The sequence below is a fragment of the Flavobacteriales bacterium genome (assembly GCA_019694795.1).
Classification (GTDB): domain Bacteria; phylum Bacteroidota; class Bacteroidia; order Flavobacteriales_D; family UBA2798; genus UBA2798.
Window position 1 is genome coordinate 1 of sequence record JAIBBF010000061.1, and the last position, 13,415, is coordinate 13,415.

10 protein-coding genes are annotated in these 13,415 nt (G+C 40.8%); 1 reads left to right on the forward strand and 9 read right to left on the reverse strand.

Annotated elements, in window-relative coordinates:
* A partial coding sequence (locus K1X56_13060) for a hypothetical protein (protein MBX7095643.1) occupies positions 1–435 on the forward strand: 435 nt, incomplete at its 5' end.
* 3 nt (positions 436–438) lie between these two features.
* On the opposite strand, the gene K1X56_13065 is transcribed toward K1X56_13060, so the two are convergent.
* The 9 genes from K1X56_13065 to K1X56_13105 all read right to left on the reverse strand — a co-directional run.
* On the reverse strand, positions 439–1,446 hold the full coding sequence (locus K1X56_13065) for a potassium channel protein (GenBank protein ID MBX7095644.1): 1,008 nt from the start codon (positions 1,444–1,446) through the stop codon (positions 439–441).
* 6 nt (positions 1,447–1,452) lie between these two features.
* Positions 1,453–1,689 carry a PspC family transcriptional regulator gene (locus K1X56_13070; GenBank protein MBX7095645.1) on the reverse strand — a complete coding sequence of 79 codons (237 nt, stop codon included), beginning with the start codon at positions 1,687–1,689 and terminating at the stop codon, positions 1,453–1,455.
* On the reverse strand, positions 1,670–2,953 hold the full coding sequence (locus K1X56_13075; GenBank protein MBX7095646.1) for a DUF2851 family protein: 1,284 nt from the start codon (positions 2,951–2,953) through the stop codon (positions 1,670–1,672). The genes K1X56_13070 and K1X56_13075 overlap by 20 nt, the downstream gene beginning before the upstream one ends.
* 84 nt (positions 2,954–3,037) lie before the next feature.
* Positions 3,038–3,856 (reverse strand): orotidine-5'-phosphate decarboxylase, encoded by an 819-nt coding sequence (gene pyrF / locus K1X56_13080; protein ID MBX7095647.1) that lies wholly within the window; start codon positions 3,854–3,856, stop codon positions 3,038–3,040.
* 6 nt (positions 3,857–3,862) lie between these two features.
* A complete protein-coding gene (gene prfA, locus K1X56_13085; GenBank protein ID MBX7095648.1) occupies positions 3,863–4,933 on the reverse strand; it encodes a peptide chain release factor 1 in 1,071 nt (356 codons plus the stop codon).
* 22 nt (positions 4,934–4,955) lie between these two features.
* A complete protein-coding gene (locus K1X56_13090; GenBank protein ID MBX7095649.1) occupies positions 4,956–6,137 on the reverse strand; it encodes a phosphoribosylformylglycinamidine cyclo-ligase in 1,182 nt (393 codons plus the stop codon).
* Between the two features lie 63 nt (positions 6,138–6,200).
* Positions 6,201–8,306, reverse strand: a complete 2,106-nt coding sequence (locus K1X56_13095; protein ID MBX7095650.1) for an OmpA family protein — start codon at positions 8,304–8,306, stop codon at positions 6,201–6,203.
* A gap of 147 nt (positions 8,307–8,453) precedes the next feature.
* Complete coding sequence (locus K1X56_13100; GenBank protein MBX7095651.1) at positions 8,454–12,362, reverse strand: gliding motility-associated C-terminal domain-containing protein; 3,909 nt, start codon at positions 12,360–12,362, stop codon at positions 8,454–8,456.
* A gap of 117 nt (positions 12,363–12,479) precedes the next feature.
* The coding region (locus K1X56_13105) for a gliding motility-associated C-terminal domain-containing protein (protein ID MBX7095652.1) at positions 12,480–13,415 on the reverse strand (936 nt) is incomplete at its 5' end.

A 13,415-nucleotide genomic window follows, 5' to 3' on the forward strand; every position in this document is an offset into this window, starting at 1 on the left:
GCCATCCGCAATGGTGATCAGCGGGAAAAATCGATTTATTATTTTTCGTTTGATGCTGCCGATTATAAAATAAAACCGAAACCGGAATTTCAGAAATTTGTTGCAGGATTTGGTCAGTTATGCACCTATATTAAATCGGCCAGTTACATACCAGCGCATAAAAATTTCAGTATTATCAGAACTATCGTTTTAAATCAATCTTCAAAAATTTTACAAGACGATACGGGTGTTCCATATAAACAATTGGATCAGTCGAAATACGATGTTCAATTATGGGGTACCTACACCAAAACCATAAAAGACCTTTCATGGGGTTACGATCCTGAATTAAGAAAAGCCCTGGAAGCATCCGGAAATAATCAACCCTTACCATTTCGAATTTCCTACAACGGAAACTATGGCGAAGGGATGATGCTCTATGCTAAAAGAAAATAAATTTTAGTGCAACAGAATGGCACCAAGTCGACGAATCTGATCATCGGAACCAAGCACAAATAATTTTGATCCGGATTCTACTTTAATGCTTTTATCCGGATTAACGATAAAGTCACCTTTTGCATTTTTATAACCGATAATCATGCATCCGGTAACTTCCATGGCATTTAATTCCCCAATAGATTTATTGCGATAATCATTGGGCAACGCATCGAAATTTATTTCGCGTAAATTAATTGCGTCGTTACTTAATACTGATATTTTTTCGACGAACTCGGTAAGATCAGGTTGCACTACCAGATTAGCCATATGCTGTCCGCCTACGGTATCGGGCATAATAACATGACTTGCTCCTGCATTTTTTATTTTTTTCATCGCCCCCGGATCAGAGGCACGGGAGATCAATTCAATTTTTGAATTCAATGCTTTAGCGGAAACAACGATAAACAAATTATCGGAATCACTCGGTGTGCAGGCAACCAGACTTTTTGCTTTAGAAATTTCTGCTTGTTGCAACACTTCATCTATGGTAGCATCACCTTGAATAAAGATGACATCTGCTGCATGTTCAATATCGGCACGCACAATGTGTTTTTCAATCACAACAACCGATTTTCCGTGCTGGCGCAATGTTTCAGTGGCCTGCTGACCAACTCTTCCGTAACCGCAAACAATGGTATGTCCCATAACTTTTTCTAATTGATCTCTGGTTTTTTTTACTCTCAAATCTTTACGGTATTCTCCGCTAAAAAAATAATTGGTTAATCCCGAAACTGCAAAGGCAAATGTTCCAAAACTTCCAATGATCATTAGACTCATAAAAATTCGGCCTTCGGTACCCAATGGCTGAACCTCCTGATATCCGATCGTGGTAATGGTAATCAGCGTCATATAAAACGCATCCAGAAAACTATAATCCTCAATGAGCATTAAACCGATTGTACCACAACAAAAAATGGCAACAATTAGAATAAAATATTTTCTGAAACGGGCTTGAAAAATAAAATCCACGGCAGATCAGATATCCCAGATACTTCGTTTTCTGGAGCCAGGTTTAAAATAATGTTTGTTCTCCAGAATAAATGCCATAATTAGATAAAGCACCACGGAAGAACCAGCCGTTACAAATGAGAGGTAAATAAAAGATTTACGTATTCGTTCGGTTTTTATTCCCAGCTTAATACCCCACCACTCGCAAACACCGAATGCCTGGCGTTCGAAAAATGTCTGAATTTTATGAAATGGACTTCTCATGAATGATTTTGGAACCAACACTGCAATTTAAGCATTTTTTCTCAGCACATAACGAATTCCACATTTCAATCATAGCCTGCGAATCAAACGCATTATTGCATTTAAACCCTTCACGGGTCCATTTACCTACAATAAAGTTCCTTTCTGCGGGAATTGCCTTTAATAAATCCTCAGCATAGGTTATAAACTCAGGTATCCCCTTTTCAATGCCATAAGCCACCTGAAGCGGAACCAGCGTATTGATTATGATATTTTCCGCTGCCTCCCTTCCGAGTCGCTTAAAACGCACCCTGGAGGGTTTTCCGAACATGTAATGATGCAGCCAGAAATCGCTGGGAACCACCATCAGCTCTTCGATCAGTTCTGTGAATGCTCTCCGTTGAAAAAAATCGGCGAAGATGGATTTTCGCTGATGCAACAAAACGGCCAGCTGGGCCATGCGAACTGTAGGGAAATTCACCGGTCGCATCCGGGCAAATTTCCAGGAAGAAACATTCATGCATTGCAAACCAAAAGTACTGCTCAGCTTTTCATATTTTTCCTTGAGCACCGCGTGATAAGGATCGCGCGAAGGGATGGAAAGAAAACCTGCCTGACCAAAAAACAATGCTTCAAGATTCAATATGTCATCTTTATTTTTTTCAATGAGGTTTAGCGGTGTAATTCTGGACCAGTAATCGAAAGGAATTGAATTGGTACGGAATCCGAAATTCCTGGCCATCGCCCGAAAAGCAACCTCATTCCAGTCGCCCTTTGTTTCCAGTAAGTCTTTACGAATAGGAACCAATTTTCGCTCAATACGCTGCACCCATGCTTTTTCGAACGCATTGATATAGTAAATCTCCGGTAGCGGATTTTTTTTCTGAAGACATGGAAACACGGATCGATTTCTGAGAATACGCAGGTAATTTTTCAGCTGACTTTTATTGATGATCGATTCAAGAGAAAGTGTCGGCAAAATCTTACCACCTTTGGTGATGACGTTTCTGTCGTGTTTCCACACCACATGAAGAATAACATTTGCATAGGAATCATCCTGTTCATGATGGTGACGGTACCAATCGGAAGAATGAATATGAATTTCAACATTCCCGATCCAAAGTAATTTTCCTATCCGGATTTTAGCCATAGAAAAATCAGGACCCGCATCGGTGTTGTAATCACCCCGGTGAACGATTTCCATCTCTTCTCCACCTTCGGTGATGAATACCTTACAGGACGGTTCCAGATTTTTCCAAACGAAATGCAAAAAATCTTCTTTCATTCACAGAATACAAATATCCAATGAATGAAGAAGTAGAACAATAAATTTTTCTTTAGGAATTAAGTTTCGGCCAATTCAGGATTATCAAAGAAATTGAGCCATTTCCTTTTGCAAAAGTTCAGCTTCGTGGCGTGCTTTGGATGCAAAATCTTCTTTATTGGATGCGTATAAAATACTTCGCGAAGCATTCACCAATAAACCTACATCTTTATTCATTCCATAATGCACCACCTCTTTAAGACTTCCTCCCTGCGCTCCGACTCCCGGCACCAATAAAAAATGATCCGGAATTATTTTCCGCACATCAGAAAGCATGGAGGCCTGAGTTGCTCCAACCACATACATCATAGACGAAGCATTTCCCCAGGCAGAGCTTGTTTTTAAAACACGTTCGAAAAGTTTTTCGGAAGGACTTCCATTAATTTCAAGTGTTTGAAAATCCATTGCACCTTTATTGCTGGTCAGCGCCAAAACAATCACCCATTTATCCGGAACAGATAAAAAAGGTACAACACTGTCTTCGCCCATATAAGGAGCCACCGTAATTGAATCGAAATTCATTTCCGATAAAAAGGCTTTCGCATACATGGAAGAAGTATTTCCGATATCACCACGTTTTGCATCTGCAATCGTGAAAATTTCTGGATACTTTACATTGATATAGGCAATGGTTTTTTCAAGTGCAATCCATCCTTTTTTTCCATAGCATTCATAAAATGCCATATTGGGTTTATAGGCTACACAAAGATCATGTGTTGCATCAATAATCGATTTGTTAAACTCAAAAATGGGATCTTCATGATCGAGAAGAAAGTCTGGAATTTTAGAAAGATCCGTATCCAAACCAACGCATAAAAACGATTTTTTCTTTCTGATTTGTGCTATTAATTCTTCTCTTTTCATAATTATTTATTCTAATCCACTTTTTAATTTCTCAGCATTCTCCGCCACCAGTAATGCATCAATTAATTCATCGAGATCACCATCCATAATGGCAGCAAGATTGTATAATGTTAATCCGATGCGATGATCGGTGACCCTTCCCTGTGGATAATTATAGGTTCTGATTTTTGCGGAACGGTCGCCTGTTGAAACCATCGTTTTACGTTTCAAGGCACGCTCTTCCATCACTTTGCTTAACTCCCGATCATACAAGCGCGATCTTAATACTTTTAATGCGCGTTCGAAGTTTTTTATCTGACTACGTTCATCCTGACACTCCACCACAATTCCCGATGGAATATGCGTTAAACGAACGGCCGATTCTGTTCTGTTAACGTGCTGCCCACCCGCTCCTGATGCACGAAATACATCTTTCTTTACATCATTCATGTTAATGTCCACATCCACTTCATCTGCTTCCGGAAGAACAGCAACTGTAATTGCAGAAGTATGTACGCGTCCCTGCGCTTCTGTTTCCGGTACACGTTGCACGCGATGAACACCCGATTCAAATTTTAATCGTCCAAATACATCCTCACCTGAAACAACGAATGAAACTTCTTTATATCCACCCGCTTCACTTTCGTTGACGGTAAGAACTTCCATATTCCAACCTTTCTTTGAAAAGTAACGTGTATACATGCGGTAAACATCGCCAACAAAAATCCCTGCTTCATCACCACCGGTGCCTGCTCTTACTTCCACTACTGCATTTTTTGAATCTTCAGGATCTTTTGGAATAAGCATGTATTTTATTTCTTCATCCAGCTGAATTTTTCTGTTTTCCAATGCTTCTAATTCCGCTTTTGCCATTTCGCGGAATTCATCATCCTTCTCCACCCGTAAAATTTCTTTTGTACTGTCAATGTTCAGCAATACCGATTCATACTCATTCGCTGCATTTACGATGGGACCTAAATCTTTATATTCTTTATTGAGTTTAACATAGCGCTTCATATCTGCAATTACTGCAGGATCGGTGATTAGCTCGCTCACCTCTCTGTACCTATCGGCAATGGCCTGTAATTTCGAAAGCAGATTCACAATTCTTCAGCAATAATCAATACACAAATTCTCCGGCAAAAGACCGAATGGTTAATTTATTTCCGGCATTTGCTTCTACTCTACCAACAATTTGAGCATCCACTCCAAATGATTTTGAAATTGCAATCATCATTTCTGCAGATTTCTCATCAGTATAAATTTCCATGCGATGCCCCATGTTGAACACTTTATACATCTCTTTCCATTCTGTACCCGATTGTTCGTGGATAAGCTGAAACAAAGGCGGAACAGCGAATAAATTGTCTTTAATAATATGAACGTTATCCGTGAAATGTAATACTTTGGTTTGTGCTCCTCCGCTGCAATGCACCATTCCTTTAATTGCGTTACCGCATTCGGAAATTATTTTTTTAATAATCGGCGCATAGGTCCTGGTGGGTGATAATACCAATTTTCCGGCTGGAATTTTTAAATCACTTTTTTCATCCACTAGAATTTCATCGCTAAGCGATTTTTTTCCGGAATAAACAAGTTCATACGGAACATGAGCGTCGAATGTCTCCGGATATTTTTCTGCCAGGCCTTTATTGAAAACATCATGACGAGCAGAGGTCAATCCGTTACTTCCCATTCCTCCGTTGTATTCTTTTTCATAAAGCGCTTGTCCGAATGAAGCAAAACCAACAATTACCTGACCGGCTCCAATGGTATGATTTGAAATCACCTTTTTTCTTTCCATGCGGCAAGTAACGGTAGAGTCGACGATAATGGTTCGTACTAAATCTCCAACATCCGCTGTTTCTCCTCCTGTAGAACGAATTCCAATTCCATAGGATCGTAACTCTTCCAATAATTCTTCTGTTCCATTTATGATGGCAGAAATTACTTCACCGGGAATTAAATTTTTATTTCTTCCAATGGTGGATGATACCAGAATATTATCGACTGCTCCAACACATAAAAGATCGTCAGTGTTCATTACAATAGCATCCTGGGCTATTCCCTTCCACACCGAAATATCACCGGTTTCTTTCCAGTAGGCATAAGCAAGCGATGACTTGGTTCCAGCTCCATCTGCATGCATCACAATGCAATGATCTTCGCTTCCGGTTAGATCATCCGGCACTATTTTACAAAATGCTTGAGGGAACAATCCCTTATCGATGTTTTTGATGGCGTTATGCACATCTTCCTTAGAAGCGGAAACGCCGCGTTGGTTATAACGATTGTCGGACATGGGTGCAAAAATAAGAAAAGCATCCCCTATTGAGGATGCTTTTCATTATGAGGTTATCAAATCTTATTCAGCTTTTTTCATCCAGGGAAGATCAATCCACTGCAGCTTTAAATCTGCTTCGGTTGGAACGTAGTCGAACGAAATAATTTTAAAGTCGGTACGACGGTTCATCTGGTGATAAGCATTTTGCTCTTCTTTAGAAGGGATCTTTTTAATATAAGCTTCCGTCAGGTAAATGGTATCTTTTCCAGAAACCTTATAATTCGGAGCTTTTTCACCCATTCCCTTAGCGGTAATTCTTTCCTTAGAAATTCCTTTAGAAATCAAGTATTTTACACAGGTTTCTGCACGACGCTGAGAAAGTTTTTCGTTGTAGGCATCGTTACCACGGAAGTCGGTATGTGAACGCAATTGAACTTTAATGGTTGGATTTTCAACCATCAGGTTATAGAGATACAACAAGGAGTCTTCGGAGTTAACCGGACGCTTGGTTTCATTTTCCTTTAAGTTTCCGGTTGGGTCTACAATTAAATCTGCTTTATCGTAAGCGTAAACAATCATAGGAAGGCGAAAGGTTGTTTTAGGAGTAACCTTTTTCATGTAGAAGGTAAACTCCCAATTGGTAGATTTTTCAACTCCAACAGTTGAGAATTGTTTTTTCAATTCCATTGACTTCAGGAATCCTTTTGGCAAGGTGGATTCAACAGTATAGGTTACGTTTTCGTTTACAAAGCGTTTTTGGTCTGGAGTAGTTACAAATGAAACTAATCCTGCTTCATTGGTTTTAAGAACAACATTTGAATTGTCGGTACCTGCCAATTTCACTTCAATATCCTTAATCGGCTGTTTTGTTTCGTCGTCTAATACTGTAACTTTTAATTCAAACAGCAGTGGAGGCAACATGAAGCTATAGATATCATCACGACCTTTACCACCAACGCGGTTAGATGTGAAGAATCCTTTTTCTTTAGCTTCGAACACAATTCCGAAATCATGTTGTGGAGAGTTCATTGGGAAACCGAGGTTTTTAGGATTATCCCATTTTTTCTCATTTCCAACTTGCTCTGCACGGAAGATGTCTAATCCCCCCATACCTAAATGTCCGTCTGAAGAGAAATAAAGTGATCCATCATCATGAATGTAAGGGAACATCTCATCACCCGGTGTGTTGATTTTTGGACCAAGGTTTACAGGATCGCTCCATGACTTAGCGCGCTTGTCGTAAGTGACCATCCAAAGATCTTTTCCACCTTGACCGCCATCCATATCGGAAGCAAAAATCAGAACCTGATCATCATTGGTTAATGCTGGATGTCCAACAGAAACTGAATCATTATTTCCTTTCAGATTCATTTTTTCAGGAGTCCCCCATTTGTCACCTTTACGTTCTACGAAGTAGATATCGCAACCGAGGTTTTTCTTCTTTTCGTTCGGACAGTTGGTGTAATACATTACTTCACCTTTACGGTCAAATACTGCTGCACCTTCATTATCTTCTGTGTTTACACCTTGTGGCATTGGAGTTGGTTCACCCCATTTTCCTTTTTTATCGCGAATGGTAACCCACAAATCTGTACGTCCGCCACCGGTACGTTTTTCTTCTTCAGTTCCAATTCCTCCCTGACGAGAAGAAGAGAATACCATTTCACTGCTTTTCTTATCAGCAAAAGTTGGAGAAAAATCGTAGAACTCAGTATTTAAAACTTGTTCAGCATCGATGATGTGACGCGTTTTATTTTTCATCCATTCCTGAGAAAGTTTACACGCTTCTGCTCCGGTTTGACCACGAACATCGCCTGATTTCTCAAAGTATTTTTGATAATTTTTTTCGGCGTCTTTATATTTTCCTTGCTCACGTTGTGCATCTGCCAAACGAAGCCAAACAATCGCGTCTTTATAGTTTCCGTCAACCACACGTTGATAATAGGTTTCAGCCTGATCAACATCTGTTAAGAAACGGTAACATTCTCCAACACGAAAAAGATAAAGTAATTTCTTTTCAATTTTTTTCTCTTTTTCAGCAGCTGTTTTATACAGGTCTTTCGCTGTAAAATACTGCTCATTCAGGAACGCCGCATCAGCTTCTTTAGCATAGTTTTTCTGCGCGAATGCAGTTGCTACAAACAATACTGAAAGGCTGAAAGAAGATAAGATTTTGAACAATCTCATAAGGATGTGATTTGCCGTTAAACTGGTATATAGATTAGATGCGAATGTAACAAAATCTTTGATTTTTCACAACGCATGTAAAAATACACAACACCTTGATTTTGTGTTTAAAACTAAGGATGTAAGATGTATGAAATCCGCTTATAATCAGCGTACAAGGGTAACGTGTCCGATCTTTTCGTAGCGTTTTCCGGTGTGTAAGGACCTGGTTTTTACCTTCCAGACATATACGTCATTTTTCACTTTCTGGCCTTTAAAGGTACCATCCCATCCGGCATTCAATGAATTTGAAGTAAATACCAATTCACCCCAACGATCATAAATCAACAAGGTGAAGTCTTCCGGATCAATATCATTTCCATAGACTCTGAAGATTTCATTACGGCCATTTCCATCAGGTGTAAATGCATTCGGAGCGTATAATACAAACTCTTCGTTGATGATGATATCGAGACAGAATGTATCGGCACATGCATTAGCATTAACAGCCATCAGGCAAACATTGTAAACACCGGCCGAATCATCCGGGAAAATAAAGGATGGATCGCTCAGGATAGATGTCCCCAGAGAAGCAAAATCCCAGGCATAGGCAATCGCTCCTGAACTCAGGTTTACAAACTGAATGGTGGAATTAAACGTGGTTGTAGGTTGCGGACTTGCCTGAAATAAGGAAACCACCGGTGGAGGTCCCGAAACCGTTACCGAAGAAGTAGTTTGACAACCATTGGCGTCTTGCACTAAAATCGGATAGGTTCCTACACAGTTGCCTACAAAATTTCCGTTGTTTTGGAAGGAAGCGCCATTATTAATGGAGAATTGCGTTGCATTTGGTGCCACAATGGTGATGGTTCCATCGCATGCGCCATAGCAGATTTCATCGGTGAAGGTCACACTGGTGATGGTTACCTGAGCAGGCTGAGCAACATTCCAACCTAATGTATCAGCGATACAACCATGTGCGTCGGTAACTGTTAAATTATAGTTTCCGGCACAAAGATCAGTAGCCTGAGTTGTTGAAGAAGTAGTTCCCGGAATACCATTCCAGTTATAGGAATAAGGAGTAGTTCCTCCATTTGGAATAACTGTTGCATTTCCATCGCACAATCCAAAACAAGACACATCTACTACCAAGAAGTTAAGCACCATTGCTGTTGGCTCAATTACATCGTCACAAACAGAGATTGTACATCCATTTGCATCGGTAACCGTTACGCAATAATTTCCTGCGGGCACACAATTGTTTCCACATACAGAGGTAGTTTGCGCACAGGCATCATTCCATAAGTAGCTGTAAGGAGCTGTTCCTCCGTTGGCAGTAACCGTTAAACTTCCATCAGAAAAACCATTACATGATACATCGGTGATAGATCCTATAGTTGCAGTTAAAGCGGTAGGTTGAGTAAGTGTAATTTGTTGCACATTGATACATCCGCCGAAACGTACTGCTAAATTGTACTGGCCGGCACATAATCCGGTTGCTGTTGAATCAAACGTAAATGTAACTCCGTTATCGAATGAAAACTCGGTACCGGCTTGTTGTGATGAAATGGTTATGGTTCCGTCACAAATTCCATTACAGGTGATATTGGTGGATGCAACTGTAAATGCAACCTGACAACATAAAGGATCGGTAGGTTGTAGTACGGTCACCGTAACGGTGGCAGAATCTGCCGGACAACCCAGGTTAGCAGGAACCACATAGGTAAATACTCCTCCATTGGTAAAAACAGCAGGATCGAACATGTTGGTTGTAGCATTTCCGGAAGGATCAAACCAAGATCCCGTATTCACCGGATTACCTCCTAAAAAGGTAAACATGTCGAATTGCGGATCGTTATAACAAATGGTATTTGTTCCATCTAATCCAGCAAACACAGCCGGATTAATATCTATAAATACCGAATCGGTAACCGCACAAAGCGGATGTCCGTTTTCGTAAGTACTGAGATAGTACCAGGTAGGTGCGTTTACTGTAGCAGTTGGATTAGCAATATTGGGGTTGGATAAACCTGTTGTTGGTGTCCACTGAAAAACCATATCAAGTCCATTCATTCCCGTATATACCGTTCCCGTTGGTGGATTCGGGCCATTTGCTAAAATCAGATTTCCATTACAATCTGTGATGGTATATGAAACTTCACTTTCCCAAAACCCGGGAGTATAATCAATTTGAATGGTTGCCCCTGCCGGCATGTTAATGATGTAGTCGACATCTGAACCTGATCCTAATGTATAATTCGTTGTACTTCCATTGATGATTACATTCATGCTTGCACCATTCCATCCGTCACCAAATGAATCGTGGAAGTGGAAAGTCCAATCGCAAGCCGAACCTGAATTAGGTACTGCACCATTGAGCTGGATAGGTACGTTAGGACAAGCTACCAGATTATTTCCTGCATCCGGAATTGGAGGTTGTGTTACGGTAAGTGTGATCGTTGTATCATAAGAACATCCAAAATCATCAATAGCATGGTAGGTATATGAATACGTTCCTACCGATTGAGGTGCTAAACAAATCTGGTTGCAATCGGGACTTGTTGAAGAAATGATGGCCTGACTCGCCCCATTGTCGGCGGTCCAGAAAGTAGAATCGCAGTTTGGTCCGTACACCGGAGTGAATTCTGTGATGTCGGGAAACAATGCAGGATTAAAATTGATGGACCAGTCGAACACCCATCCGTCATCAGCTCCCCATAAATCGCAAAATTCAAGAGTCCATGTTCCGTTTAAAGGACATCCAACTAAATCCGATAATGGATTTAATGATGAATAAGTTCCCGGCGCTAAGGTTGGAACCCCATTGGGCGTAGTTACTAAATTTGGAGTAGCCCCTGCATTACCACATTGTGCCCAGGTACCTAAAGTAGCGTTCGGACTCCAGCAATAATCATATCCAACCCCAGGAGGATCGTTAGGACCAGTAATATCTACTGGTTCACCCAATGAATTCCATCCGCCACCTTGTTGATACAAAACAACCTGTGTTCCATCCGGACAATAAATCGATGCCACTAAATCGCCAATATAGGAGTGCTCCATATTGACGCAGATGCTCAATAAATCATTGATATTGGTAAGTGATTGACCCGGTGCAAAAACATTAAAATCGATGGTTGACTCAAAACATTGTCCGACGTCATCCGGCAAATACGTTGCACCACCCAAATTATTATGGGGTAATCCCGTATAGGTAACAGCATTTACAATTCCATTTAAACAATAGGTTTCACCCAAACATATCGTAGCATTAGGTGATGTTCCAACAAAATTCGGGGTGGTTCCTACCAATACCTGTACGGTAACTCGATTGGTTGCAGCACAACCATTATCATCCGTTAAAAACAAATCCACCAGGTATTCACCTTCCGTTGTAAAGGTATGCGACACAACCGGGCCTGAGGTAGTATCAATTACACCATCATCAAAATTCCATTCATATTGCGCAATATTAAATCCGGAAGCCGCATAAGATGGAGATCCGTTAAAGGTAATCGCATCTCCTTCACAAATACGCATAGAATCTACAGTAGGAGCAGAAAGAACTGCAACCGGACGTTGACAAGGTGTACTACAAGTGATGGATGCGGCAAAGTTTCCTGTTCCGGCAGAATTTGAATTAAAAACAATTGTGATACATCCGGAAGTATTGAAGGAAGTACAAGTAACTAATAATCCTTGCAACTGAGTTCCACCATACGTTCCTAATGTTGGGGCTGCCACTGAATTTCCATCATAAATACTCATGTTATCCGCATTATTGGATGGTGGAGTAGCTGTATTTTGAGTGGATAAATTAAAGGTTATAAAATCGAGTGTGATAACATCACCCGGTGTATCCGGACAAATGATTACAGTTACATTTTCTCCATTTGAATATCCTGCCCCGGATACCCCACCGGATGCATAAAGGGTACCTCCACATGTGTAGAAGGTTTGTCCATTTACAGCAGTAGACATGGTAACATCAACCTGAGAAGATGCTATAAACGGAAACACAAACAAAAAGCATCCTATAAGGATGAATTTTATTTGTGATATTAATTTAAAGTTCATTTTTAAAAAGTTTTGGCCAGTATTAATATGACGCCGAATTTCGGGTAAAGTTGCTTAAAAAAAACGGGGTGATCACCAGACCACCCCGCATTCTTGGATTTCTAATCAAAGTATTTTCTATTTTAACAGGCTGACATGCCCGTAGTATTCTTTCTTTTCACCGTTGTAAAGTTTCTTCACTTTCAGTTTCCAAACGTAAACATCCTGTTTAGCGGCTTGTCCCTTGTAAGTTCCATCCCATCCAACGCCCGACATTTGTGTGTAGAATATCAATTCTCCCCAGCGGTCGAATACCATAAACTCGTAATCGTCCGGATCGTGTCCCGATACAATCGGCATAAACACGCTATTGAGGTGATCGTAATTCGGATCCGGTGTAAAGGCGTTTGGCACGTAGATTAAAAACTCATCGTAAATCATTACGATTTTACATATCGAGTCGATACACCCATCGGCGCTGGTAGCTGTTAAGCATACGTTGTAATTGTTGGGTGAGTCGTCGGGGAAGGTAAAGCTCGGATTGGTTTGGGTTGATGTTCCTAATCCGGCAAAATCCCAGAGATAAGTACTGGCACCTTGCGATTCATTGGTGAATTGTACAATCGGTGCAATCACTGTTGCGTTGGTTGGACTAAAACTGAAATCTGCAATCGGATCTGCAAATACACAAATCATCGAATTGATCGTTGCACTATTGGAGCAGCCATTAGCATCGGTCGTTTGCAGCGTTACATCGTGACAGCCCGGTGTGGTGTAGGTATTGGTAAACGATGCGCAGCTCGAGGATACAGGTAATCCATCCACCAGCCATTGACAGGATGTTCCCATTGGCGTCATCGTATTGCTCACCGTTGCAGTTAACGGCGCACAGCCCGAGGCATTGTCCACCGCAAAGGTTACCGTTGGTAAAGCATTCACCGTAATGGTTGTTGTGCTCGAATTTCCACATGCGCCTCCAATGGTGTAGGTAATCGTATGCGTTCCTACGCCCGCTGATGCAGGATCAAATGTCCCGTTAGTAGGATTCGTAATTCCAGGTCCACTCCAGGTTCC

Excerpts from the sequence above, each read along its gene's own strand:
- K1X56_13070 (MBX7095645.1), bottom strand. The coding sequence starts at position 1,689 with ATGAGAAGTCCATTTCATAAAATTCAGACATTTTTCGAACGCCAGGCA.
- K1X56_13075 (MBX7095646.1), bottom strand. The coding sequence starts at position 2,953 with ATGAAAGAAGATTTTTTGCATTTCGTTTGGAAAAATCTGGAACCGTCC.
- pyrF (MBX7095647.1), bottom strand. The coding sequence starts at position 3,856 with ATGAAAAGAGAAGAATTAATAGCACAAATCAGAAAGAAAAAATCGTTT.
- K1X56_13090 (MBX7095649.1), bottom strand. The coding sequence starts at position 6,137 with ATGTCCGACAATCGTTATAACCAACGCGGCGTTTCCGCTTCTAAGGAA.
- K1X56_13095 (MBX7095650.1), bottom strand. The coding sequence starts at position 8,306 with ATGAGATTGTTCAAAATCTTATCTTCTTTCAGCCTTTCAGTATTGTTT.
- K1X56_13100 (MBX7095651.1), bottom strand. The coding sequence starts at position 12,362 with ATGAACTTTAAATTAATATCACAAATAAAATTCATCCTTATAGGATGC.